The following is a 22,568-nucleotide window of genomic DNA, read 5'->3' as shown; positions in this document are numbered from 1 at the left end:
AAAGTAGATGCGTGAAAAAGTCTTAGGGACCTTATCGTGGCAAAAACACTCTTGCGCAGCGGCAATCTGGATGATTATCAGGCCGTCGGCGGTGGCGGCCAGGCCGTCTTTGATTCAGCACTACAAATTCGTGAAACGCTCCGTCTGCGTAAGCAGCAGGCGATGGTAGATTGTCTCGCCATTCCACAGGTCAATGACAGCGGCGATCGGGTTGACTGGTACTCTCCCCTCGAAGGCGCATCCGTCGCGTGGAAAGCCGCCGATGAAGAGGCTCGCTTTCGCGCCCTGCGCTACCTTTCCGCGACGCTGGAAAGCGCCGCATCGCTGAGCCGCAAAAGCCTGCAGTCCGGGAAAACATCATTGCAGCTGTTTGGTTCGCTGCTGGAAAAGGCCGTCCAGTTTCCGGGTGAGAATCACGTTTTTCTGGTAGATGGCAAACCGGTCATCACTTTTTGGGGATTTATCAATCTCAATGAGAACACCCGTGAGGATGTACTGGAATGCCTGCGCATCCAGGAAGAACCCGAACCGGAAATTCATATTGAACCAGAACCTGTCGAAGAGCCCGCTCCTGAAGTGACGTTTGCCCAGGCGGATGAACCGCTGCTCTCCACGCCAATCGTGCCAGTCAGCGAGCCTGAATCGGTGATTCCCCCGCAGCCGGTTCCCGTGATCACAGAAGAAAAAGTGACGCCTGTTCCGGTCAAACCGTCACGTCGCCTGCCGCTCTGGAGTCTGCCTGTCGCCGCGGTGATCGTTGCCGCCATTGCCGCCCCGCTGCTGTGGAAATCGCCGACACCCGCCATTGCCACAGAAGTGGTCAATGCGCCTCAACCGGAAATGGCGCCTTTGCCAACGCTCATCGTCGCGCTGCCGCTGCATCAGGCAGAGGTCATTGCGCCAGTGAAAAAAGATAAACCGGCCGATGAGCCGGTGGTGATTGCCGCGATCCCGAAAGACGCGCTGGTAATGGATGCGAATCAGATGAAGGCTGGCACCACGCGCTTTCTCAACGGGAACTGGCGCGTCATGGTGGACGTGAAAGATCCCGTCACCGGTAAAGCGCCATCTCTGCGCTACCAGATCCTGAATAATAAAGGCACGGCGCGCGTGGTTCACGGCGATAACATTGTCTGCCGCGCGGATCTCTTCTCAGGGCTGCATCAGAGCGGGGAATTAATGATTAAGAGTCGCGGCAATGCGCGCTGCACCGACGGTTCACGTTATCCGATGCCGGAAATCACCTGTAAAGCCGGGACCAACGATGTCGCCGTTTGTACCGCCCGCTTTGATGCGAAAGCCGCGATCCCGTTGACGTTCAAGAAGACAGGGGCCTGATTTTATGCTGGTGAATCTGTGTGATTACAAACAGAGCGTTACGCTCATCGCAAACAGCGGCGTACAGTTTCTCGACTTCGGACTGACGCCGCAGGAATCCGCGCATCATGGTCGCTTCGTGCGTAAAACGGCCAACGGCCCCCTGCTGCGTCTGGATTACGATCTGGCGAATGGTCGCTATACCCTGCCTGCACGACCGGGCTCGCAGCCGGAAGTGGTGAAACCGGAAAGTACGCAAACGCTGCATTACTCTCTGGAGGTTCTCGACGGCATCTGGCTGCCGCTGCCGTTCCTGCGTTTTAATCCGCCGCGCACCTTCGTTGAAGGGCCAGACAACTGGGCGCGCGTTCAGGTGCGTAAGCTTGCCGAACCCGACAGCGCGGGCAACACCCATCGCGTGACGCTCGCGCTCGATAGCCAGTTGAGCGAGAATGCCCCCGCCTCGCTTGCGCCCGGCGAAAACGATCTGCTGAACGGCACCCGTTTTGCCCTCGCCTGGCGCGATGATGAGATCGCCGATTTTCTCGATCAGACCTGGATTGACGGCTGGCTACGCGAGGCATTCCTCAACCACGTCAGCCTGCAGGAAAACCGGACTGAGCAGACCATCAGCCTGGCGCTGCGTAACTTTGAGTATCAGGCGCACTGGCTGAACCTGCTGACGCTGCTGGGTGAACAACTCGCTGTACCGGAAGTCAAACTGGTGACCCACACCCTCAGTACCCCGGCGATCCCGGTCGATTTGATTCTGGATGTCGGTAATACCCATACCTGCGGCGTCTTGATTGAAGATCACGGCGACGCCAATGACGGGCTGCGCCAGACGGCGGAACTGCAGGTCCGTTCGCTCAGCGAACCGCAGTATCTCAACGATCCGCTGTTCACCAGTCGTCTTGAATTTTCAGAAGCCCGCTTTGGTAAGCAGCATTTCTCGGTCGAAAGCGGCCGTGAAGATGCATTCATCTGGCCGTCAATTGTGCGGGTCGGTGACGAAGCGCGCAAGCTGGCGATGCAGCGTACGGGAACGGACGGTAACAGCGGCATTTCCAGTCCGCGCCGCTATCTGTGGGATGAAACGCCGGTGCTGCATGACTGGCGCTTCAGCCAGATGAACAGCAAAACCCAGCGCGAACCGCTTGCCACCGCCTTTCCGCTGATGAACCTGATGAACGATGACGGACAACCGCTCTACTCGCTGCCGCAGGATGATCGTCTGCCGGTGTTTTCGCCTCAGTACAGCCGCAGTACGCTGATGACCCACATGCTGTGCGAGATCCTCGCCCAGGCGCTGGGACAAATTAACAGTGTCGCGACCCGACTGCGTCTGGGTTTCCCTGCTTCTCCGCGTCAGTTGCGTTCGTTGATCCTGACTCTCCCTTCGGCGATGCCGAAACAGGAACGTGAAATCTTCCGTCTGCGCATGTTCGAAGCGATAGCCCTTGTCTGGAAAGCGATGGGCTGGCACCCGCAGGATGAAGACTTCAGCACCCGCAAGCAGCAGGAAAAAAGCGTGGTTCCGGTACCAGAAATTCAGATGGAGTGGGACGAGGCCAGCTGTGGCCAACTGGTCTGGCTGTATAACGAAGCCATTTCCCATTACGCCGGACGCAGCGAAGCATTCTTCAACACCCTTGCCCGCCCGGATCGTCTGCCGGAACCTGGCGAAACGAAAGGCCGGGCGCTACGCGTGGCCTCGATTGATATCGGCGGCGGCACCACCGATATGGCGATTGTCCACTATCAACTGGACGACGGCGTCGGCGCCAATGTAAAAATCACGCCGCATCTGCTGTTCCGCGAAGGTTTTAAGGTCGCGGGCGACGACATGCTGCTGGATGTGATCCAGAAATGCATTTTACCGGCCCTGCAAACCCGGCTGCAGCAGGCAGGAGTGACGGATGCCGCCGCCCTGCTCGCCACGCTGTTTGGCGATTCCGGGCGTATCGATACCCAGGCTGTTTTGCGACAACAAACGGCACTTCAGCTCTTTATGCCGCTCGGCCACGCGGTCCTTTCCGCGTGGGAAAAGAGCGACATTAACGATCCTCTGGCCGGACTGCACGCCACCTTTGGCGATCTGCTGAACCATCGTCCGACCCGCAACGTGCTCAATTACATTCAGCAGGCGATTGATCACGCCCTGCCGTCGGGCTCGCCGACGTTTGATCTCTTTAGCGTCCCGTTACAGGTGCAGTTCAGCCAGTTACAGGACGCGATGCTGGCAGGTCAGTTTACCCTGACTTCCCCGCTGCATGCGGTCTGTGAAGCCATTTCACATTATTGCTGCGATGTCCTGCTGGTCACCGGCAGACCGACCTGTATCCCGGCGGTTCAGGCGCTGATCCGCCATCTGCAGCCGGTTCCGGTCAACCGCATGGTGTGGATGGACAACTACCGCGTCCATGAATGGTATCCGTTCAGCCAACAGGGGCGCATCGGCAATCCGAAATCCACCGCCGCGGTCGGCGCAATGCTGTGCAGCCTGGCGCTGGATCTGCGCCTGCCGCGCTTTAACTTTAAAGCCGCTGATATTGGCGCCTACTCGACCGTGCGTTACCTCGGCGTACTCGACAATACGGTGAATACGTTGCGTGAGGAAAACGTCTGGTATCAGGATATCGATCTTGATAAACCCGGTGCGAAGCTCGACACCCGCGTGCACTTCCCGCTACGCGGTAACGTCACGCTCGGTTTCCGCCAACTGGCGAACAGTCGTTGGCCCGCGACGCCACTGTATACGCTGAGCATTAACTCCGCCGATCTGGCGAAGAATATCGCGGGTGACGGCGTGTTAAACGTGCGTCTGCAATTGCGCGGCGGCAACAAAGAGACCGGCCCGGAGTCGTTTGTGCTGAGCGATGCGTGGCTACAGGATGGCACGCCGGTGGCGGCAAATGCCCTGACCTTAAAACTGAATACCCTGGCTGACCGCCGACACAGCGGCAGCCATTACTGGATTGACAGCGGGAGCGTGTACCTGAAATGAGCAAGATGTTGAATACCACTCAGGCCGCGATCGCGTGGGTAAATCGCACCCGTCAGCACGCTATGGCGCTGGACGACGAAGCGGATGCGCTGCTGGCGCAACTCAACCGCGCTGCCGCCACCGAATCCGCCCTCAATGCCGCCCGACACGATCGCGCCAGCATTGGGCTTTACGGCTACTCGCAGGCGGCGAAAGCGCACCTCCTTGCCGCGCTGTGCAGCAGCGGCAACGGTAAGGTCAATGTCATTACCCCGGACCGCAGCTTTGACTATTTCAGTCATCTCAACCCCGGACACGCGCCAACCAACATGGCGCTGCGCTTTACACGGCAAAAGAACCTGCCGGATGACGAGTGGCCGTTACGCCTGCGGCTGGTCACGGAAGCGGAACTGGTGCAGATATTTATCGCCCAGGCCTGTGCGCAGCCCGCGTACCGGCAGGTGGAAAAAGCGATTATCGAATCGCGTATTGAGAAGTGGCAGTCGCTGCGTCAGTTACACCCGGTTCAGGGCGTGACGGCGCAGGAAGTGGCGACCATTGCCCGCTTCTGGCAGCGCGGTATCCCCGCATCACAACAGCAGATTGATGACGCGCTGTGGCACCAGTTTGCCCTGCTGCTCCCGACGGTCGACCTCTCAACCCGTGCCAGCGCCTGGTCGTTGCTGTGGGGTGAACAGCCAGAACTGACGCAGCAGTGGCTGAAACTGGCGCAGGTCCTCCAGCAGACGGGCCATGCCGGCGAAGTCGCCGCGCCGCTGAGCCTGTTGGTCGATCAGTTTGGCTTACCGTCTGAGAGTTTTATCACCCAGGAATTTCTGGCCTCGCAAGAGGCGCAAAGCGATGTGGTTGTCCATCCAATCGTGAATGAGAAATTACTTAACGCTGTCAGCCTGGCCCAGGAATCACTGGCTCTGCTGACCCGCGAGCTGGTACTGAGCGTGGAAGATGGTGTACTCGATAACGTCGATCTGCTGGATATTCCGCTTGCGCCGCTCTGTCACCCACAGCCGCTCTGGCAGGCCAAACTCGGCTGGTTGCTGGAGCATTACCGCCAGCAGTTGCAGCCCGACGTGCTGGTCGTCTGCAACGCCACCGCCACCCGCACGCAAACACCGTCTACGGCCAGAACGTTGCTCAACTGGGTGCACGATACGCAGCCGATGCGCGAGACGGCGTTGCCCGGCGTCGTGTGGGCCATTACGCCGCACGATGCGCGCTTTACAACGCAACAGAATCTGGACGAAGCGGTCCAGCATCTGATGGGAAAACCAGGCCAGCACTGGGGCACCCTGCAGGCGCTGGACAAACACAGTCTGCTGCGCCTGATCGAGTGGCTGTCGCAAGCCACTTCAGCCCCGCAGCGTCAGGCACGCCTGCAGGCGCTGAGCGAACAGCATCAACAGCGTGTTCGTGAACTGATGCTCGCGCAACCTGCCGAAGCGCTCAGCGCGGAAGCGGTGGTTCGACAGCTACAGCAGCAGGCGGCGCATCACGGCGATCTGCTCGACGGTTTGTTACCGGCGGTACAACAGTTTGAAACCCTGCTCCGCGTCCAGCAACCGCGTGAAGAACAGGTCAGCGGTTTATTCAATGAGGCCATTGACCTTTTCGCCGAGGTCCGTGACGCGCCGCAGCAGTCAGAGAACAAGGAGACGGGCTATCAGGCGCACCGCCTGTGGCTCAACCATATTCGCCAGTGGAGTCGCGATGACAGTCAGGCACAGCGTCTGGGGTTGACGCCCGCTGCGCTGCGTCAGGTCGTCGACATACTGGCGATCGCCAGCTATCGCCTGCAACTGCCGCAGCAACTGCAACAGATATTGCAGCGTGAAGAGGTTTGCGGCGCCCAGCTGCACGCCTGCATCGCCAACTTTATTGCCTGGCTCGGCTATGCCGACGTGGCAGAAACGGAGCGACCCGCCAGTCGAATCGCGAAAGGAACGGCGATTTTCAGCGCAGTCAAACGCCAGCCGATGACGCGTCTTACGCATCTGGAAGAACAGCCGGTGCACGCCGCCAGTCGCTATGTTTATGACTGGCTGGTTGCGCTGTATACGCGGGCAACGGAAAACAAGGGATATCAGCATCCGCAGGATGTGACTGAAGCCGACCAAAAGGCGCTAAACGCGCTGCTGGCAACGGTTTGAGAGATCCGCCGGGAAGGATTCCGGCGACGTCCGCTCAAAACAGCGAAAACAACAGTGCCACCGGGAAACTCATGGGCCAGGTGGCCCCGACCAGAAAGGCGCTCAGAAAGCGGATGCGTTTTTTATCGTGCGAGAGAAACCAGGTGATCAGAAAGGCAATCGCGGCCATCACCGCATAGAACATCAACATTTTTTGGTACAAAGACATTTACGGGCATCCGGCCAGAGGAATAAATCGCGCGCAATATGCTCCATTTTTTGACATGCATCAAGTTTTATCCCTTTCGGTCAAACCATTTGCCATTTTTTATGGCCGCTTACGTTAAGTCCCTGGTTCGTACTATTGCGGATCACAGGATGCCGGACTATACACAAAGGGGCACTAACGCAAGGTGGCAAATATGAATGTTTCCAGTAGAACCGTAGTGTTGATAAATCTCTTTGCTGCTGTGGGTCTTTTTGCTCTTATTTCATTGAGATTTGGCTGGTTTATGTAATTCTTGAGTGCTTGCGGCGCAGACAGGCAGAGAGAAGTTTTCTCTCTGCCTTCGACTGACGATCTTCCCACGCCACTTTTCGGGCGTAAATTACCCTTAATGTTTAACCATTACGTGGCGGATCACGGTGTAATCCTCCAGCCCATAAAGTGACATATCTTTGCCATAACCGGACAATTTCTGTCCGCCGTGCGGCATTTCGCTCACCAGCATAAAATGGGTGTTAACCCACGTACAGCCGTACTGCAGACGCGCGCTGACCCGGTGAGCGCGTCCGACGTCACGCGTCCAGACCGACGACGCGAGGCCATATTGCGAATCATTGGCCCAGTCCAGTACCTGCTCTTCATCCTCGAAGACGGTCACACTGACCACCGGACCAAACACTTCCCGCTGGACAATCGCATCCTCCTGTTTAGCGCCAGCCAGCAGCGTCGGGGCAAAGTAATAGCCCGGCCCGTCCACTTTTTTTCCCCCGGTGACCACCTTGATATGTCCCAGCGCTTTCGCATCCTCAACGGCTTTGGTGACGCGCTCCAGATGTGCCAGTGAACTCAGCGGCCCCAGTTCGGTCGACTCTTCCTCCGGTGCACCGGTTTTCAGGCTGGCTACGGCAGCCCCCAGTTTCTCAACCAGCGCGTCGTAAACGCCCTTTTGCGCGTAAATGCGACAGGCGGCGGTACAATCCTGACCGGCATTGTAGAAGCCGAACGTGCGCACGCCTTCGACCACCGCATCCACATCGGCATCGTCAAACACAATCACCGGCGCTTTACCGCCCAGTTCCATATGCGTGCGCTTAATCGACGGCGCAGTGTGGCTGATAATGTGCTCACCGGTAGCGATGGAACCGGTTAACGAGACCATACGCACCTTCTTATGTCCGGTCAGCGGATCGCCAACCGTTTTGCCTCTGCCAAACAGCACATTGAGCACACCCGGCGGGAAGATATCTTTGGCATATTCCGCCAGTTTCAGCGCGGTCAGCGGCGTGATTTCCGAAGGTTTAATCACCACGCAATTGCCGGCAGCCAGCGCGGGGGCCAGTTTCCACGCCGCCATCATCAGCGGATAGTTCCACGGCGCAATGGAGGCCACCACGCCGACCGGATCGCGGCGAATCATCGAGGTATGTCCCTCCAGATATTCCCCCGCCGCCAGACCGTTCAGACAACGGGCGGCACCGGCGAAAAAGCGAAACACATCGACAATCGCCGGGATCTCATCATTGAGCGCGCAGTGCAGCGGTTTACCGCAGTTGCGCGATTCCAGTTCAGCAAACTCTTGCGCATTCTGCTCAATGACATCCGCCAGCTTCAGCAGCAGCTCGCTGCGCACTTTTGGGGTCGTCTGCCCCCATTCGCTAAACGCACGATCGGCGGCAAGGACGGCCGCATCCACCTGAGCGGGAGACGCTTCTGCAATTTCCAGCAGCACCTCGCCGGTGGCAGGGTTATAGACGGGCTGCTTTTCACCTTCACCCTTGACCAGCTCGCCATTAATCAGTAATTGATGTTGCATAGCATTTTCCCATATCGTTGTTTATTTACCGTTTCCGGCGACGCTGTCGCCTTCACGCGTGAGCCACCACGCCCCCAGAATCGGAATGGTTGTGACCAGCATAACCAGCAGTGCCACGACGTTCGTCACCGGCACGTCGCGTGGTCGCCCTAACTGATTGAGCAACCACAGCGGCAGCGTCCGTTCATGACCGGCAGTAAAGGTCGTGACGATGATTTCATCGAATGACAGCGCGAACGCCAGCATTCCCCCGGCCAGCAGCGCCGAGCCCAGATTTGGCAGCACGACAAAACGGAAGGTTTGCCAGCCATTCGCGCCAAGATCCATAGACGCCTCCACCAGGCTCCATGAAGTACGGCGAAAGCGGGCTATCACGTTGTTAAACACCACCACCACGCAGAATGTCGCGTGACCGACCACAATGGTGAAAAAACCCGGATCGAGATTGACCGTCTTAAACGCGGTCAGTAGCGCCAGACCGGTGACAATCCCCGGTAAGGCGATCGGTAACAGCAGCAACAGCGAGATGGCGTTTTTGCCGAAAAAATCACGCCGCCAGAGCGCCGCCGCAGCCAGTGTGCCCAGCACCAACGCAATCGCCGTCGATAACGCGGCAATTTTTAGTGACAACGTCACGGCATCCAGAATATCGCTACGCTGCGCAGCAACGCTAAACCAGCGCAGCGTCAGTCCCTGCGGTGGAAAGCTAAAGGCCGCGTCCTCAGTGTTAAACGCATAGGTCGCGATGATCAGAATCGGGAAGTGCAGGAAAATAACCCCGCCCCAGGCCGCCAGTTTGAGGAAAAACGGTGCGCGCTCAGAGTGCATCGAACGCTCCCAGACGTTTCACGAACGCCAGATAAAGGGCTATTAGCACGATCGGCACCAGCGTAAACGCCGCCGCCATTGGCATGTTGCCAATCGCCCCCTGCTGCGAATAGACCATGTTGCCGATGAAATAACCCGGCGGGCCCACCAACTGCGGCACGATGAAATCCCCCAGCGTCAGGGAAAAGGTGAAGATCGAACCGGCGGCAATTCCGGGGATCGCCAGCGGCAGAACCACATAACGGAAGGTCTGGCGCGGATGAGCGCCCAGATCGGCGGACGCCTGTAACAGAGACGGCGGCAACCGCTCCAGCGCGGCCTGAACCGGCAGGATCATGAACGGCAGCCAGATGTAGACGAACACCATAAAACGCCCTAATCCCGACGTCGAGAGCGTATTTCCTCCCACGGCTGGCAGCGTCAGCAGACTGGTCAGTAAGGGTTCTAAACCAAGATGGTTCAGAAACCATTGCGCCACACCATCTTTTGCCAGCAGCAGCGTCCAGGCATAGGCTTTAACGATATAGCTCGCCCACATCGGCAGCATGACCGCAATATAAAAAAACGCTTTCATCTTGCCGCGGGTATAGCGCGCCATGTACCACGCCATCGGAAACGCCAGAATCGCACTGGCTATCGTCACCGCGATCGCCATCGTCAGCGTGCGTAAAATAATGTCGTAATTGGCGGGATTAAACAGCGCACGAAGATTGGCAAGCGTCAGATCCGGCGTCACCGACATCGTGAAGTCGTCAAAGGTGTAAAACCCCTGCCACAGCAGCGTCAGTAGCGAACCGAAATAGACAATACCAAACCACATCAGCGGGCCAAGCAGCAGCAAAAACAGTCCCAGCCCGGGATGACGCCAGAAAAAACCGGTGAGTTTACTTAAACCGCCGGGCCGTGAAGGCGTGAAGAGCACGTTCATTGCCATTCACCTCTCCTCGACCAGCGGTACCATGACCTCGCGCGGCCAGGACACCATCACCGGCTGACCGGGTGCAAGTGTGGTCGCAAAGGGTTCTCCCGTCTGATTGGCCTGGCTGACCAGTAGCTTTTCACCGCCGGTAAGCTTTAGCTCAAGACGAGTGGCGGCCCCCTGATACTGCACCGCCTGAATCACCCCCTGCGCCTGGATCTCGCCTGGGACATTGAGCCGGATATGCTCCGGGCGCAGCGAGAAACAGCCCGTCATTCCGCAGACATTTGAGGCCATCGTCGGGTCAAAGACGTTCGATGTCCCGACGAAACCCGCAACAAACGGCGTGCGCGGTCGCATGTATAACTCACGCGGTGAATCCACCTGTTCAATGCGTCCATTGTTAAAGACCGCCACACGATCGGACATCGACAGCGCTTCGCCCTGATCGTGCGTCACGAAGATGAACGTGATCCCCAGCGACTGCTGGAGTTTTTTCAGCTCCAGTTGCATCTGCTCGCGCAGTTTCAGATCCAGCGCACCGAGCGGTTCATCCAGCAACAGCACGCGCGGCTCGTTGACCAGCGCCCGGGCGATCGCCACCCGTTGACGCTGACCGCCGGAAAGCTGTGACGGCTTGCGCTCAAAGACAAACCCCAGCGCCACCTTCTCCAGCGCCTCGCGAGCCTGAGCATGACGCTGTTTTTTATCCACGCCTTTGACCATCAGACCATAGGCGACATTGTCGAGAATCGACATGTGCGGAAACAGCGCATAGTCCTGGAACACGGTGTTCACATCCCGTTCCCAGGGCGGCAAATCGCTGGCTGGCTTGCCAAAGATGGCAATCGAGCCGCCCGAAAGCTGCTCGAATCCGGCAATCAGGCGCAGGCAGGTGGTTTTGCCGGAGCCGGATGGCCCCAGCATAGAGAAAAATTCCCCGTCTTTAATCGCAATACTGACGCCATCGACCGCCCGCACGTCACCGTACAGGCGCGAGACGTTGTCAAACTCCACTGCGTACGTCATAAATCACCCCAGTGACGTTAACGACCGCCCATGATGGCGATGTAATCCTGCGTCCAGCGACTGTACGGCACGAATTTACCGCCTTCAGCGACAGGCGTTTTCCAGAAGGCGATTTTGTCAAAATAGCGGTAACCATTGGTTTCGCAGCCTTTATCGCCCAGCAGCGTACTGGCTTTACAGCCTTCGGTAACCACGGGCAGCGATCCAAACCAGGCGGCCACATCCCCCTGAACTTTTGGCGTCAGCGACCAGTTCATCCACTTGTAGGCGCAAACCGGGTGTTTGGCTTCGCTGTGCAACATGGTGGTATCAGCCCAGCCGGTGACACCCTCTTTCGGGAACACTGTGCCGATGTGTTGTCCTTCGCCTTTCAGTGCGTTCGCCTGATATGGCCAGGCGCTCGAGGCCACGACGCCCTCATTTTTGAAATCGCTCATTTGCACCGTGGTGTCGTGCCAATAACGGTGAATCAACGGTTGCTGTGCGCGCAGCACTTTCAGCACCGCCTGGTACTGTTCTTCGGTGAGTTGATACGGGTCCGAGATCCCCAGTTGCGGCTGGGTAGCCTTCACGAACAGCGCCGCATCGGCAATGTAAATCGGTCCGTCATAGGCCTGAACGCGGCCTTTGTTGGTTTTTCCGTCCGGTAGGTTTTGTTCAACGAACACCACGTTCCAGCTATCTGGCGGCGTCGGGAAGGTTTGTGTGTTGTACATCAGCAGGTTCGGCCCCCACTGATATGGCGTGCCGTAGACTTTGCCCGCCACGTTGAACCAGTCGCCTTTGACCACGCGGGGATCGACGTTTTTCCAGTTCGGGATGAGCGCCGTATTGATCGGCTGCACGCGTTTACCCATGATCAGACGCAGCGAGGCATCACCAGAGGCCGTGACCAGATCGTAGCCCCCTTTCGCCATCAGGCTGACCATCTCATCCGATGTCGCCGCCGTTTTGACGTTAACCGCACAGCCGGTCTCTTTTTCGAATTGTGTTACCCAGTCGTACTGTTTATCGGTCTGACCGCGTTCGATGTAACCCGGCCAGGCGATAATATCCAGGCGACCTTCGGCCTGGCCTAAAGTGGTGGGCGGTTCGGCGGCGTGCGCGGTCATCAGCGTCATACTGAGCGCGCACAGGCTGCTGCGGGCAAATTTCTTGCTCATAAGATCTTACTCCTGTCGCAAAATATTGAGCGGCAGCCTTGCCGTAAATATATGTCCTTTCCTAAAAATAGTCGGCGCGCCGTCAGCGCACCTCCCGGCACGAGGAAATTTAATCAGGTTGTGACATGACGCGCATTACGCCCCGGACTGCGGCGTTATGTGGTTATCTTCTGGAGTATAGACAAGGGGTTAGCTGACGCGGAGGAAAAGTAAAAGCTATTGATATTTCCTATGATGGTCTGCGGGAAATAAAGTCGTACATTTTTTGCTGATATTTTCTAAATAAGAACGCGCTATTCTTTTATATTGAATCGCGCGCACGTTTTATTTCATCTGCGCGCGAATGAGTTGCCCCAGTTGTTTTACCGCGGCTTCTTCACGTTCTCCCCAACCCCATGCGGTATTGAAGCGGAAAAAGCGTTTCCAGGTGTCTGAGGTCGAGAACATTTTCCCCGGCGCGATGCTGATGTGGTGAGCCAACGCCTGCGCGGTCAGTTCGCCCGCATCCAGTGATTCCGGCAGTTCCAGCCAGAGAAAATAGCCGCTGTTGTTGTGATGTATTTTCACTTCGGCAGGGAGATGGCGCAGCAGCGTTTGCCAGGCCTGCTGTTTACGTTCTGCCAGTTGACGACGCAGGCGGCGCAGATGGGCGTCATAACGGCGCGTCGAGAGATAATCGACCAGCGCCAGTTGCATCGGCGAACTGGTGGAGAGTGTGCTCATCAGTTGTAAACGCTGGATTTGGCGGGCGTGTTTGCCTGCGGCGACCCAACCAATGCGAAAACCCGGTACCAGACACTTGGAGAATGACGAGCAGTGCAGCACCTTGTCAGCCCGATCCCACGCTTTGGCCGGCAGCGGTTTCTCCCGGCCAAAATAGAGTTCGCTGTAAACGTCATCTTCAATCAACATCACATTATGGCGATCGAGTATCTCAACCAGACGCGCCTTTTTCTCCGGACTGAGGGTAAAGCCGAGCGGGTTCTGGCTGTTGGTCATCAGCCAGCATGCTTTAACCGGATACGCCTGCAACGCCTGCTCCAGCGCCGCGAGATCGATCCCCTCCTTCACGTCAGTGGCAACCGACAGCGCTTTAAGCCGCAGTCGTTCCAGCGCCTGTAACGCGCCATAGAAACAAGGGTTTTCGACAATCACCCAGTCACCCGGTTCCGTCACCGCTTGCAGGCTGAGGTTGAGCGCCTCCAGCGCCCCGGCGGTGATGACGATTTCATCCGGCGAGACGGTAATGCCCTGTAAGGCGTAGCGACGGGCAATGGCGTGGCGTAGTTCCGCGTTACCCGGCGGCAGATTCTCAATTACGCTCATCGCGGTTGCGGTTCTGCTCACCTGCGCCAGAGAACGGTTCAGTTGCTGGAGGGGAAATAAACGCGGATCGGGAAATGCTGAGGCAAACGGCATCACCGACGCATCCCGGCTGGCCTGTAGCATCTCAAAAATAGTGGTGTTGATATCCACCGCTTCGTCGCGCATCACCTGGACCGGTTGCACCGTTGGCTGATGAACCGGGCGCGGCGCGACATAATAGCCAGACTGCGGACGCGCAATGATCCGCCCCTGACTTTCCAGCAACTGATAAGCATGCCCGACGGTCATAAAGCTCATCCCACTGCTGACCACCTGCTCACGCAGCGACGGCAGGCGATCGCCAGGTTGCCAGACGCCAGAGGCAATCTGCTCGCAGAGTTGTTCAGCCAGACGCTGGTATTTTTTCATTGTTATTCACTCGTGGATCCGTGGCAGGTGATCCTCGCAGTGTATATCAGCGAATGAAATACTCAACATCCTAAGAACTGTTATGGTTACGACAACGTAAGTGACAGTTCTTTGCCGAGCGCACGCGCCGCCGTCTGCACAGCATCAATTTTTGTTGCATGCCGCAAGTCGAACAGACGGGTAATTTCCTGTTTCGGTCGGCCGATGCGTTTCGCCAGCTCCTGCTGGCTGATTTTTGATGCCAGAAAAGCGTTGAGTAAAAGGACTTTTGACGCGACGCTGAGCGGTACTTCAACAAAGTCATCGCCCTCTTTCACCGGCGAAGGTAACGGGACGGACTGGTTATCTTCGAAATAGAATTCAAAGGCGGTGACCAACGCTTCCAGTGCGGTATCAAGGGATTGCTGGCGGGTCTCCCCCTGGGTGAGCGCTTCCGGAATATCCGGAAACGAAACCACATAGCCACCTTCTGGCGCAGAAACGAGACGAACGGGGTAGCGCATAATTTCAAACTCTCTCATCTGAACAACCTCATATCAGTGATGATGGCGACAGGCCTAATTGCTTTAAAATGGCTTTACGCAAGGCCTCTTTAATCTCATCACCCGGATGTCTGGGCATGACGCTGCGTTTTCCGCGATATCTGAGCTTCAAATGGTGCGATCCATTCGTTACCCCGACTCCCTGAGATTCCAGCCAGCGTCTGAATTCGCTCTGCTTCACTGCGCCTCCCTGTTCCCTATTCTACACACAAAGTAAACATTTATGCTTACTTTTCTCGCCTGACAAAAGGAAAATACAGAAAAATGCCCGTCGTGTAGAGCCGCTCGTATCAATTCAGGAAGGCCGCTTCCAGAATTTATATCAACAGACGTAATTTGTAACATTCACGCAACTGTTATGGTTAAATAGAGCCATTCTGTTTCTGCCACTGAAACCCTCACCGGCCTAGAATTGCGCTGAATCAATTTTTTAGTGCGGAGTTATGCATGTCTGGTCTTGATGCGTTTCATCTGGCAAGGATCCAGTTTGCCTTTACGGTTTCCTTCCACATTATTTTTCCGGCAATCACCATCGGCCTGGCCAGCTATCTTGCGGTACTGGAGGGTCTTTGGCTGAAAAGCAAAAATCCGGTCTGGCGCTCGCTATATCAGTTCTGGTCAAAAATTTTCGCCGTTAACTTTGGGATGGGCGTGGTGTCTGGCCTGGTGATGGCTTACCAGTTTGGCACCAACTGGAGCGGGTTTTCCGAGTTCGCTGGCAGTATCACCGGGCCATTGCTGACCTATGAGGTGCTCACAGCATTTTTCCTCGAAGCCGGGTTCCTCGGTGTGATGCTGTTTGGCTGGAACAAGGTTGGCCCCGGTTTACACTTTTTCTCCACCTGTATGGTCGCGCTGGGCACGATCATTTCCACCTTCTGGATCCTCGCCTCCAACAGCTGGATGCAGACGCCGCAGGGCTATGAGATCGTCAACGGTCAGGTTGTGCCGGTGGACTGGTTCGCCGTCATTTTCAACCCGTCGTTCCCTTACCGTTTGCTGCATATGTCGGTGGCGGCGTTTCTCAGTAGCGCGTTATTTATCGGGGCCTCTGCGGCCTGGCATTTACTGCGTGGAAACGCGACGCCGGCCATTCGCGCCATGTTTTCGATGGCGCTTTGGATGACGCTGATTGTCGCACCGCTACAGGCGCTCATTGGCGATATGCACGGCCTGAATACCCTCAAACACCAGCCTGCCAAAATTGCCGCCATTGAAGGTCACTGGGAAAATCCACCAGGCGAACCGACTCCACTGCTACTGTTCGGCTGGCCGGATATGGAACAGGAACGCACCCGCTATGGGCTGGCGATTCCGGCGCTGGGTAGCCTGATCCTCACTCACAGCCTGGATAAGCAGGTCCCGGCGCTTAAAGAGTTCGCGAGAGAGGATCGCCCCAATTCCACGATGGTCTTCTGGTCGTTTCGCATCATGGCAGGTCTGGGTATGTTAATGATCCTGCTAGGTGTTTGCGCGCTGTGGTTACGCTACCGGCAGCGTCTCTATACTTCGCGACCGTTTCTGCGCTTTGCCTTATGGATGGGACCGTCAGGATTGGTCGCGATTCTGGCCGGCTGGGTCACGACGGAAGTGGGCCGCCAGCCGTGGGTTGTCTACGGGTTGCAACGCACGGCGGATGCGGTCTCTGCTCACGGCGACCTGCACATGAGTCTTTCTCTGCTGACGTTCTTTATCGTCTATAGCGCCGTCTTCGGCGTGGGTTACAGCTACATGATCCGCCTCATCCGCAAAGGGCCGCAGGAGACGATTTCCCCGACGCCGCCTACCGGCACGCCTGCCAGACCACTGTCTGCTGCCGTCCTCGACTCTCAACATGAGGCACACCGCTAATGGGTATTGATTTATCGGTAATCTGGTTCGTCATCATCGTCTTCGCCACACTGATGTACATCGTGATGGATGGATTCGATTTGGGTATTGGCATTTTGTTTCCCGTCATCCGCGATGCTGACGATCGTGACGTGATGGTTAACAGCGTCGCCCCGGTCTGGGACGGCAATGAAACCTGGCTGGTTCTCGGCGGTGCCGGGTTGTTTGGTGCGTTTCCGCTGGCCTATGCAGTGATCGTTGACGCCCTGACGATCCCGCTGACGCTGATGCTCATCGGGCTGATTTTTCGCGGCGTCGCCTTTGAATTTCGCTTCAAAGCCACGCCCGCGCATCGTCCGTTCTGGGATAAGGCGTTTATCGGTGGCTCGATCCTGGCGACGTTCACTCAGGGCGTGGTGGTAGGCGCAGTGATTAACGGTTTTGCCGTCACTGGTCGTCGTTTCAGCGGCGGACCGTTTGACTGGCTCACCCCTTTCACTCTGTTCTGCGGCGCAGGACTGGTGGTCACTTACGCACTGTTGGGCGCCACCTGGCTGGTGATGAAAAGTGAAAATCCATTGCAGGATAAAATGCGCACCGCAGCGAAACAGTTACTGCTGTTGATGCTGCTGGTAATTGCGATGATCAGCCTGTGGACGCCGCTGGCGCACCCGGCGATAGCGGAACGCTGGTTTACGTTGCCGAATCTGTGGTTCCTGCTGCCGGTTCCGCTACTGGTTGCGGTGATTGGCGTCTGGCTATGGCGAGCGCTTGGCCAGAGAAACCGCCACGCGCTGCCCTTTGTGTTAACTCTCGGACTGATTTTTCTCGGCTTCAGTGGACTGGGGATCAGCATCTGGCCGCATATCATTCCGCCAGCCATTACGCTCTGGCAGGCGGCCGCGCCTGCGCAGAGCCAGGGCTTTATGCTGGTCGGCGCGTTACTGATCATCCCTGTTATTCTGGTTTACACCTTCTGGAGTTACTACGTGTTTCGCGGCAAAGTTCAACATGGCGAGGGGTATCACTGATGCAACAATCCGTCTGGAAACGCCTGATGTGGCTGGTGATTTTGTGGGGCGGCAGCGTGCTGGCGCTGGCCGCCGTGGGGATGTTCTTTCGCCTGATCATGACGGCGGCAGGGTTTAAATCGCATTAAGTTTGTGCCGGATAAGGTGATAGCCGCCTCCGGCACCTGGTTAGTTTTTACGCTTCGGCAGCGTTTTCATTAGCTCTTCCGGGCTGACGGAAGCCACCACGCTGCCTGGCAGCGGCATCTTCAGAATGTGATTTTTGATTTTCCCGATCACATGCATTTCGCACGGACGGCAGTCAAATTTCAGCGTTAGCACCTCATCGCCGTTCACCAGTTGCATCGGCGTCGCCTTCCAGCTTTTGATATTGCCTTTCGCCTGCTTCGGACACAGATTAAAGGCAAAGCGCAGGCAGTGTTTGGTGATCATCACCGGCACCTCGCCCTTTTCCTCATGCGCTTCATACGCTGCATCAATCAACTGCACGCCATAGCGATGGTAAAACTCCCGCGCCTTATGGTTGTAAACGTTGGCCAGAAAACTCAGGTGCGATTGTGGATAAACCGGCGCAGGCTCAGACACCGGCTTGCGAACGCCGCGCGGGTAGTTCGCAAGGCGCGCGGCATCCAGCATCTCCACAGCTTCCCGACGGAACGCATTAAGCAGGCTGTTCGGCACAAACAGCGCGCCTGGCAGATTCACTGCGATATCGCGGGCGTAATAGATTGTCTGTCCCAGTTTTGCCAGCCCGTCCTTCAACCCGTTCAGCGCTTTTTCAGCGTTGTTGGCCTCATCAAACTGTCCATCCAGCGTATGGGTGATGCTGACGCCCTCTTCACTGGTCAGCGTCAGGATCAGTTGTTCCTGCCAGCCGCCCAGTTCAATATCCATCGCCACCCGACGCTCGCTCGAGGTTTTGGTTAACGCCTGCTGCCAGTTATGGTCAAGATTGCGGTTCAGCGGATGGTGGGGACGCAATTTATGCAGATCGGCAGGCATCTCATTCGGCCAGACACGATAGCGATTTTGTCCGTTTTTTTCGACCGTATTGGCGCGAAAGCCAACAACTTCACGTTTGATCAGGACGTTAAGACCATCGCCGTTCGCCAGCGGCTCGCTGACCTCAACGTCGAGGTGATCTTTCGCCACTTTCAATACTTCACCGACCGGCAGGCCGATAAACTTTGGCGAATCAAAGGCGCCGATATCCCCTTTACGCGCATTCACAAAGTAGTCGGTGCTGCCGCGATGAAAGGTTTTATCCGTTGATGGAGTAAAGAAATGTTCCGTGCGTCCGGCAGAAGCCCGCGCCAGATCATCGCGCTCCTCAATAATGGCATCCAGCATCTGCCGGTAGTGCGCGGTAATGTTCTTCACGTAGCTCATGTCTTTGTAACGCCCTTCAATCTTGAAGGAACGCACACCAGCGTCGATCAGCGCGCCCAGGTTGGCGGTCTGATCGTTATCTTTCATCGACAGTAGGTGTTTTTCATACGATACCACCCGTCCCTGATCGTCTTTCAGGGTGTACGGTAAGCGGCACGCCTGCGAGCAGTCGCCACGGTTGGCGCTGCGCCCCGTTTGCGCATGCGAGATATAGCATTGCCCGGAATACGCCACGCACAGCGCCCCGTGAACAAAAAATTCGATAGTGGCATCGGTCGCCTGATGAATGGCCTGAATCTGCTCAAGACTCAGCTCACGCGCCAGCACGATCTGCGTGAACCCCACGTCAGCGAGAAATTTGGCTTTCTCCACGCTGCGGATATCGCACTGGGTGCTGGCATGCAGTTCGATGGGCGGGATGTCCAGCTCCAGAATGCCCATGTCCTGGACGATCAGCGCGTCAACGCCGTTCTGCCAGAGATCGGTAATCAGTCGCTGTGCGGGTTCCAGTTCATCGTCGTGAAGAATCGTGTTCAGCGTGACAAAGATTTTTGCGCCATAGCGATGGGCGAACGGCACCAGCTCGGCGATATCTTTCAGGCTATTGCTGGCATTATGACGCGCCCCAAAGCCGGGACCACCGATATAGACGGCGTCCGCACCATGTAAAATGGCTTCGCGGGCGATGGTGGTATCACGTGCCGGGCTTAACAATTCAAGGCGATGTGGAGACGGGCGCATAGCGTTGTTTTTATCCAGTAGCAGCAAAATGGCGGCTATTGTAGTCAGAAGCGCCGTTTTGCGAAATAGTTTTCCCGCTTAACTGCGTGGGTAATGGATGAGCGAATGAAAGTGCACGGTCTGCTCGCTGCTGTTGCGATAGGCATGGGCGTTATCACCGGCAAAACGAATGCCTTCTCCAGCCCTGATGACGCGCCATTGCTGGTCAATGCACATCTCCAGATCGCCTGCGATTACAACCACATGTTCAATCACTCCCGCTTCGTGCGGCGTGGATTCGCTGAGCGCGCCGGGTGCCAGCAAAATTGAAAAGTGATCAAAGCACAGCACCGGATCCCACGGGAACAACGGCGTCACGACCATCGCCTGCTCTTGCGGATCAAACGTCGGCAGCGGCTCAGATTCCGGCGGCGAAATAAAGGTAGAGAACGGGACGTTCAGCCCGGTAGCAATCTTCCATAACGTCGCCACCGTGGGACTGGACTCGTTGCGCTCAATTTGCCCGAGCATCGCTTTTGACACACCGGTGGCCTCCGCCAGGCGCGATAAACTCCACTCACGCTGTTTGCGCAATGTTTTTAAAGTGTTCGCAAGATAGTGTGTCAGATTGTCCATTGATATCCCCTCAAAATACCAGCTTACCACTTGTACGTTATAACGCCCAGATGCTAAATTAAATGACCGTTATAACGCACAAGGAATGCTAATGCGTTCGTTTTCCATCCCCTTACCCACGCTGCTTTCTGGCTTTGTCGCCGTACTGGTCGGCTATGCCAGTTCAGCGGCCATCATCTGGCAGGCCGCCGTGGCGGCGGGTGCCAGTACAGCGCAAATTGCCGGCTGGATGAGCGCCCTGGGCCTCGCGATGGGGGCCAGTACGCTCATCCTGACGCTCTGGTATCGTGCGCCTGTACTGACGGCATGGTCAACACCCGGCGCGGCGCTGTTGGTGACAGGACTCCAGGGACTGACGCTGCCAGAGGCGATTGGCGTGTTCATCATCGCCAACGCGCTGATCGTCTTGTGCGGCGTGACCGGATTATTCGCTCGCCTGATGCAGGTCATCCCTCATTCGCTGGCGGCGGCCATGCTGGCCGGGATTTTGCTCCGCTTTGGCCTGCAGGCATTTGCTAGTCTCAATGACACGTTTCTGCTTTGTGGCGGCATGTTGCTGGCGTGGTTGATTCTGAAGAGGATTGCGCCGCGCTATGCGGTGATCGCGGCGCTGGTTGCTGGTGCGGTCATTGCGTTACTTGAAGGTGACATTGTCACCTCTTCGTTAGCGATGGCCCCGGTGTTACCTACATTTATTGCCCCTCAGTTTTCGCTGGCCCACAGTCTGGGGATTGCCGTGCCGCTCTTTCTGGTGACGATGGCGTCGCAGAATGCGCCCGGTGTAGCGACCATGAAAGCCGCAGGCTACGATGTCCCCGTCTCGCCCCTGATTATTGTCACTGGCGTACTGGCGCTACTGTTTTCCCCTTTCGGCGTCTATTCCATCTGTATTGCCGCTATCACCGCAGCAATTTGCCAGAGTCCGGAGGCCCATCCGGATGCGGCTAAACGCTGGCTGGCCGCCGCTGCCGCCGGCGTGTTCTATCTGTTGGCCGGTATTTTCGGCAGTTCGATTACCGGAGTGATGGCGGCGCTGCCAGCGAGCGGAATACAGATGCTGGCGGGACTGGCGCTGCTGGGCACGATTTCGGGCAGTCTGTATCAGGCGTTGAGCCATGAAAGCGAACGTGATGCCGCCGTGGTGACGTTTCTGGCCACCGCCAGCGGGCTGACGCTGTGGGGAGTGGGTTCGGCATTCTGGGGGCTGATCGCAGGGGGGATCTGTTACACCGTCTTAAGGCTAGCGCGACGCGCGTAACTGCGACGGCGTCTTCCCGGTCACCTGCTTGAAGCGATTACTGAAATGGCTCGGAGAGCTGAAGCCGCAGGCCAGCGCAATCTCCGTTAACGGACGCTGTGAGTGACAAACCAGTTGCTTTGCCACTGCCATCCGCCGCTGCATCACGTACTGATGCGGCGCCATTTTCATCGACTGACGGAACATTCTGGCGAAATGAAATTCGCTCAGCGCGGCTTCATACGCCAGATCGGCAAGCGTCAACGGTTCCGCCAGGTGGGCGTCGATATACGCCAGCACATTGCGCAGTGTCACCGGCGCGAGTCCCCCCGTCACCGTCGGCAATCGCCACTGCACGTTGCTGTAGTGCTGAATCATGTGGGTCATCAGAAGTGACGACGCGGCGCTGAGCGTCAGATGGTTCGCGGGCTGATGCCAGTCGTTGCCCAGTAAAAACTGCCGGTAGACCGCCGTAATCCCCGGGTCGTTGCCAAACGTCCGTTCATCCAGCGTAAAACGGTAGGGGCTTTTATCCCAGACTTTTTCCCCGACTTCACGCAAATGCGCGTCGGTGCAGTAAAGGTGCACGAACGAGAGGTCGTCGCGGATATCCCAGGTAGATTCACTCTCTTTTGGCAACAGGCAAAACCGGTCCGGCCCGCCCCCATTTTTCCAGCCTGAGGCCGTTTTTTGATAGCTCTCGTAGCCATCCGCCACATACAGACTGAGCGTGTGGTGATCGCAATACTGCGTGATGGTATCGCGCTTATTCGACCATGCCGCCAGCTGGACGCCCGAGCGCAACTCGACCGACTCCTGCAACACGGCATTGTGCTGACTCAAATTTTCAAAGGCATCGTAAGACCGGGTCATACCACCACATAAACACTGTTATTCAGGCATTCAGTCTATCGCAGGTCATTGCGGTTACCACCCGCCCGACGGAAAAAAGCGCAAGATTTTGCAAGTATCCCGCAAACCGATGAAAGCGCGTTGCCTCTGCAATCTGCGACAGTTAATT

At 56.9% G+C, this 22,568-nt stretch carries 20 protein-coding genes; 8 read left to right on the top strand and 12 right to left on the bottom strand.

What is annotated here, in order from left to right; all coding sequences use genetic code 11:
• Positions 1-36 precede the first annotated feature (36 nt).
• Genes WM46_RS06605 through WM46_RS06595 form a run of 3 tightly spaced genes read left to right on the top strand, consistent with a single transcriptional unit; the run spans position 37 to position 6,471 of the window.
• A complete protein-coding gene (locus WM46_RS06605; RefSeq protein WP_102601785.1) occupies positions 37-1,338 on the top strand; it encodes an SrfA family protein in 1,302 nt (433 codons plus the stop codon).
• Positions 1,339-1,342: 4 nt separating this feature from the next.
• A complete protein-coding gene (locus WM46_RS06600; protein WP_102601784.1) occupies positions 1,343-4,324 on the top strand; it encodes a virulence factor SrfB in 2,982 nt (993 codons plus the stop codon).
• On the top strand, positions 4,321-6,471 hold the full coding sequence (locus WM46_RS06595) for a virulence factor SrfC family protein (protein WP_102601783.1): 2,151 nt from the start codon (positions 4,321-4,323) through the stop codon (positions 6,469-6,471). The genes WM46_RS06600 and WM46_RS06595 overlap by 4 nt, the downstream gene beginning before the upstream one ends.
• 34 nt (positions 6,472-6,505) lie before the next feature.
• On the opposite strand, the gene ortT is transcribed toward WM46_RS06595, so the two are convergent.
• Complete coding sequence (gene ortT / locus WM46_RS06590) at positions 6,506-6,679, bottom strand: orphan toxin OrtT (RefSeq protein ID WP_042318948.1); 174 nt, start codon at positions 6,677-6,679, stop codon at positions 6,506-6,508.
• Between the two features lie 193 nt (positions 6,680-6,872).
• On the opposite strand from ortT, the gene yncL reads away from it, so the two are divergent.
• Positions 6,873-6,968: a stress response membrane protein YncL gene (yncL, locus tag WM46_RS06580; RefSeq protein ID WP_071887673.1), complete on the top strand. Its 96-nt coding sequence runs from the start codon at positions 6,873-6,875 to the stop codon at positions 6,966-6,968.
• Positions 6,969-7,064: 96 nt separating this feature from the next.
• Here yncL and patD read toward each other — a convergent pair whose 3' ends face one another.
• The 8 genes from patD to WM46_RS06540 all read right to left on the bottom strand — a co-directional run bounded on the left by patD (position 7,065) and on the right by WM46_RS06540 (position 14,885).
• Positions 7,065-8,489, bottom strand: coding sequence for an aminobutyraldehyde dehydrogenase (gene patD, locus WM46_RS06575; RefSeq protein WP_061077567.1), 1,425 nt, complete (start codon positions 8,487-8,489; stop codon positions 7,065-7,067).
• Positions 8,490-8,510: 21 nt separating this feature from the next.
• Positions 8,511-9,317 carry an ABC transporter permease gene (locus WM46_RS06570; protein ID WP_102601782.1) on the bottom strand — a complete coding sequence of 269 codons (807 nt, stop codon included), beginning with the start codon at positions 9,315-9,317 and terminating at the stop codon, positions 8,511-8,513.
• Complete coding sequence (locus WM46_RS06565; protein WP_102601781.1) at positions 9,307-10,251, bottom strand: ABC transporter permease; 945 nt, start codon at positions 10,249-10,251, stop codon at positions 9,307-9,309. The genes WM46_RS06570 and WM46_RS06565 overlap by 11 nt, the downstream gene beginning before the upstream one ends.
• On the bottom strand, positions 10,252-11,265 hold the full coding sequence (locus tag WM46_RS06560) for an ABC transporter ATP-binding protein (protein ID WP_102601780.1): 1,014 nt from the start codon (positions 11,263-11,265) through the stop codon (positions 10,252-10,254).
• Positions 11,266-11,282: 17 nt separating this feature from the next.
• Complete coding sequence (ydcS, locus tag WM46_RS06555) at positions 11,283-12,428, bottom strand: putative ABC transporter substrate-binding protein YdcS (RefSeq protein WP_102601779.1); 1,146 nt, start codon at positions 12,426-12,428, stop codon at positions 11,283-11,285.
• A 324-nt stretch (positions 12,429-12,752) separates the two neighbouring features.
• Positions 12,753-14,162 carry a PLP-dependent aminotransferase family protein gene (locus tag WM46_RS06550; RefSeq protein ID WP_102601778.1) on the bottom strand — a complete coding sequence of 470 codons (1,410 nt, stop codon included), beginning with the start codon at positions 14,160-14,162 and terminating at the stop codon, positions 12,753-12,755.
• A gap of 86 nt (positions 14,163-14,248) precedes the next feature.
• On the bottom strand, positions 14,249-14,665 hold the full coding sequence (locus tag WM46_RS06545; protein ID WP_187394497.1) for a type II toxin-antitoxin system HicB family antitoxin: 417 nt from the start codon (positions 14,663-14,665) through the stop codon (positions 14,249-14,251).
• 28 nt (positions 14,666-14,693) lie between these two features.
• Positions 14,694-14,885 carry a type II toxin-antitoxin system HicA family toxin gene (locus tag WM46_RS06540; protein ID WP_072015688.1) on the bottom strand — a complete coding sequence of 64 codons (192 nt, stop codon included), beginning with the start codon at positions 14,883-14,885 and terminating at the stop codon, positions 14,694-14,696.
• Between the two features lie 266 nt (positions 14,886-15,151).
• Here WM46_RS06540 and WM46_RS06535 point away from each other — a divergent pair, with 266 nt between their 5' ends.
• Genes WM46_RS06535 through WM46_RS06525 form a run of 3 tightly spaced genes read left to right on the top strand, consistent with a single transcriptional unit; the run spans position 15,152 to position 17,693 of the window.
• Complete coding sequence (locus tag WM46_RS06535) at positions 15,152-16,555, top strand: cytochrome ubiquinol oxidase subunit I (RefSeq protein WP_102601776.1); 1,404 nt, start codon at positions 15,152-15,154, stop codon at positions 16,553-16,555.
• Entirely contained in the window at positions 16,555-17,565 is a 1,011-nt protein-coding gene (gene cydB / locus WM46_RS06530) for a cytochrome d ubiquinol oxidase subunit II (protein WP_102601775.1), read from the top strand. Before WM46_RS06535 ends, cydB begins: the two co-directional genes overlap by 1 nt.
• A complete protein-coding gene (locus tag WM46_RS06525) occupies positions 17,565-17,693 on the top strand; it encodes a DUF2474 domain-containing protein (RefSeq protein WP_071887674.1) in 129 nt (42 codons plus the stop codon). The genes cydB and WM46_RS06525 overlap by 1 nt, the downstream gene beginning before the upstream one ends.
• 40 nt (positions 17,694-17,733) lie before the next feature.
• On the opposite strand, the gene WM46_RS06520 is transcribed toward WM46_RS06525, so the two are convergent.
• Together WM46_RS06520 and WM46_RS06515 are read right to left on the bottom strand one after the other, a co-directional pair.
• Positions 17,734-19,695: a peptidase U32 family protein gene (locus tag WM46_RS06520; RefSeq protein WP_102601774.1), complete on the bottom strand. Its 1,962-nt coding sequence runs from the start codon at positions 19,693-19,695 to the stop codon at positions 17,734-17,736.
• A gap of 78 nt (positions 19,696-19,773) precedes the next feature.
• The gene (locus tag WM46_RS06515) at positions 19,774-20,310 is read right to left on the bottom strand and encodes a helix-turn-helix domain-containing protein (protein ID WP_061077576.1); all 537 of its coding nucleotides are present in this window, start codon (positions 20,308-20,310) and stop codon (positions 19,774-19,776) included.
• 91 nt (positions 20,311-20,401) lie between these two features.
• Here WM46_RS06515 and WM46_RS06510 point away from each other — a divergent pair, with 91 nt between their 5' ends.
• The gene (locus WM46_RS06510) at positions 20,402-21,568 is read left to right on the top strand and encodes a benzoate/H(+) symporter BenE family transporter (protein ID WP_102601773.1); all 1,167 of its coding nucleotides are present in this window, start codon (positions 20,402-20,404) and stop codon (positions 21,566-21,568) included.
• On the opposite strand, the gene WM46_RS06505 is transcribed toward WM46_RS06510, so the two are convergent.
• Positions 21,551-22,420 carry a helix-turn-helix domain-containing protein gene (locus tag WM46_RS06505; RefSeq protein WP_061077578.1) on the bottom strand — a complete coding sequence of 290 codons (870 nt, stop codon included), beginning with the start codon at positions 22,418-22,420 and terminating at the stop codon, positions 21,551-21,553. The genes WM46_RS06510 and WM46_RS06505 overlap by 18 nt on opposite strands.
• Positions 22,421-22,568 lie beyond the last annotated feature (148 nt).

It is taken from the genome of Citrobacter freundii complex sp. CFNIH2 (assembly GCF_002880615.1).
Lineage (GTDB): Bacteria > Pseudomonadota > Gammaproteobacteria > Enterobacterales > Enterobacteriaceae > Citrobacter_A > Citrobacter_A amalonaticus_F.
Note: the sequence above shows the minus strand (reverse complement) of the source record. Positions and strands in the feature narration are given on the sequence as shown.

Coding starts and splice junctions, on each gene's coding strand:
- WM46_RS06600 (WP_102601784.1), top strand. CDS start 1,343: ATGCTGGTGAATCTGTGTGATTACAAACAGAGCGTTACGCTCATCGCA.
- WM46_RS06595 (WP_102601783.1), top strand. CDS start 4,321: ATGAGCAAGATGTTGAATACCACTCAGGCCGCGATCGCGTGGGTAAAT.
- ortT (WP_042318948.1), bottom strand. CDS start 6,679: ATGTCTTTGTACCAAAAAATGTTGATGTTCTATGCGGTGATGGCCGCG.
- yncL (WP_071887673.1), top strand. CDS start 6,873: ATGAATGTTTCCAGTAGAACCGTAGTGTTGATAAATCTCTTTGCTGCT.
- patD (WP_061077567.1), bottom strand. CDS start 8,489: ATGCAACATCAATTACTGATTAATGGCGAGCTGGTCAAGGGTGAAGGT.
- WM46_RS06570 (WP_102601782.1), bottom strand. CDS start 9,317: ATGCACTCTGAGCGCGCACCGTTTTTCCTCAAACTGGCGGCCTGGGGC.
- WM46_RS06565 (WP_102601781.1), bottom strand. CDS start 10,251: ATGGCAATGAACGTGCTCTTCACGCCTTCACGGCCCGGCGGTTTAAGT.
- WM46_RS06560 (WP_102601780.1), bottom strand. CDS start 11,265: ATGACGTACGCAGTGGAGTTTGACAACGTCTCGCGCCTGTACGGTGAC.
- ydcS (WP_102601779.1), bottom strand. CDS start 12,428: ATGAGCAAGAAATTTGCCCGCAGCAGCCTGTGCGCGCTCAGTATGACG.
- WM46_RS06550 (WP_102601778.1), bottom strand. CDS start 14,162: ATGAAAAAATACCAGCGTCTGGCTGAACAACTCTGCGAGCAGATTGCC.
- WM46_RS06545 (WP_187394497.1), bottom strand. CDS start 14,665: ATGCGCTACCCCGTTCGTCTCGTTTCTGCGCCAGAAGGTGGCTATGTG.
- WM46_RS06535 (WP_102601776.1), top strand. CDS start 15,152: ATGTCTGGTCTTGATGCGTTTCATCTGGCAAGGATCCAGTTTGCCTTT.
- cydB (WP_102601775.1), top strand. CDS start 16,555: ATGGGTATTGATTTATCGGTAATCTGGTTCGTCATCATCGTCTTCGCC.
- WM46_RS06525 (WP_071887674.1), top strand. CDS start 17,565: ATGCAACAATCCGTCTGGAAACGCCTGATGTGGCTGGTGATTTTGTGG.
- WM46_RS06520 (WP_102601774.1), bottom strand. CDS start 19,695: ATGCGCCCGTCTCCACATCGCCTTGAATTGTTAAGCCCGGCACGTGAT.
- WM46_RS06515 (WP_061077576.1), bottom strand. CDS start 20,310: ATGGACAATCTGACACACTATCTTGCGAACACTTTAAAAACATTGCGC.
- WM46_RS06510 (WP_102601773.1), top strand. CDS start 20,402: ATGCGTTCGTTTTCCATCCCCTTACCCACGCTGCTTTCTGGCTTTGTC.
- WM46_RS06505 (WP_061077578.1), bottom strand. CDS start 22,420: ATGACCCGGTCTTACGATGCCTTTGAAAATTTGAGTCAGCACAATGCC.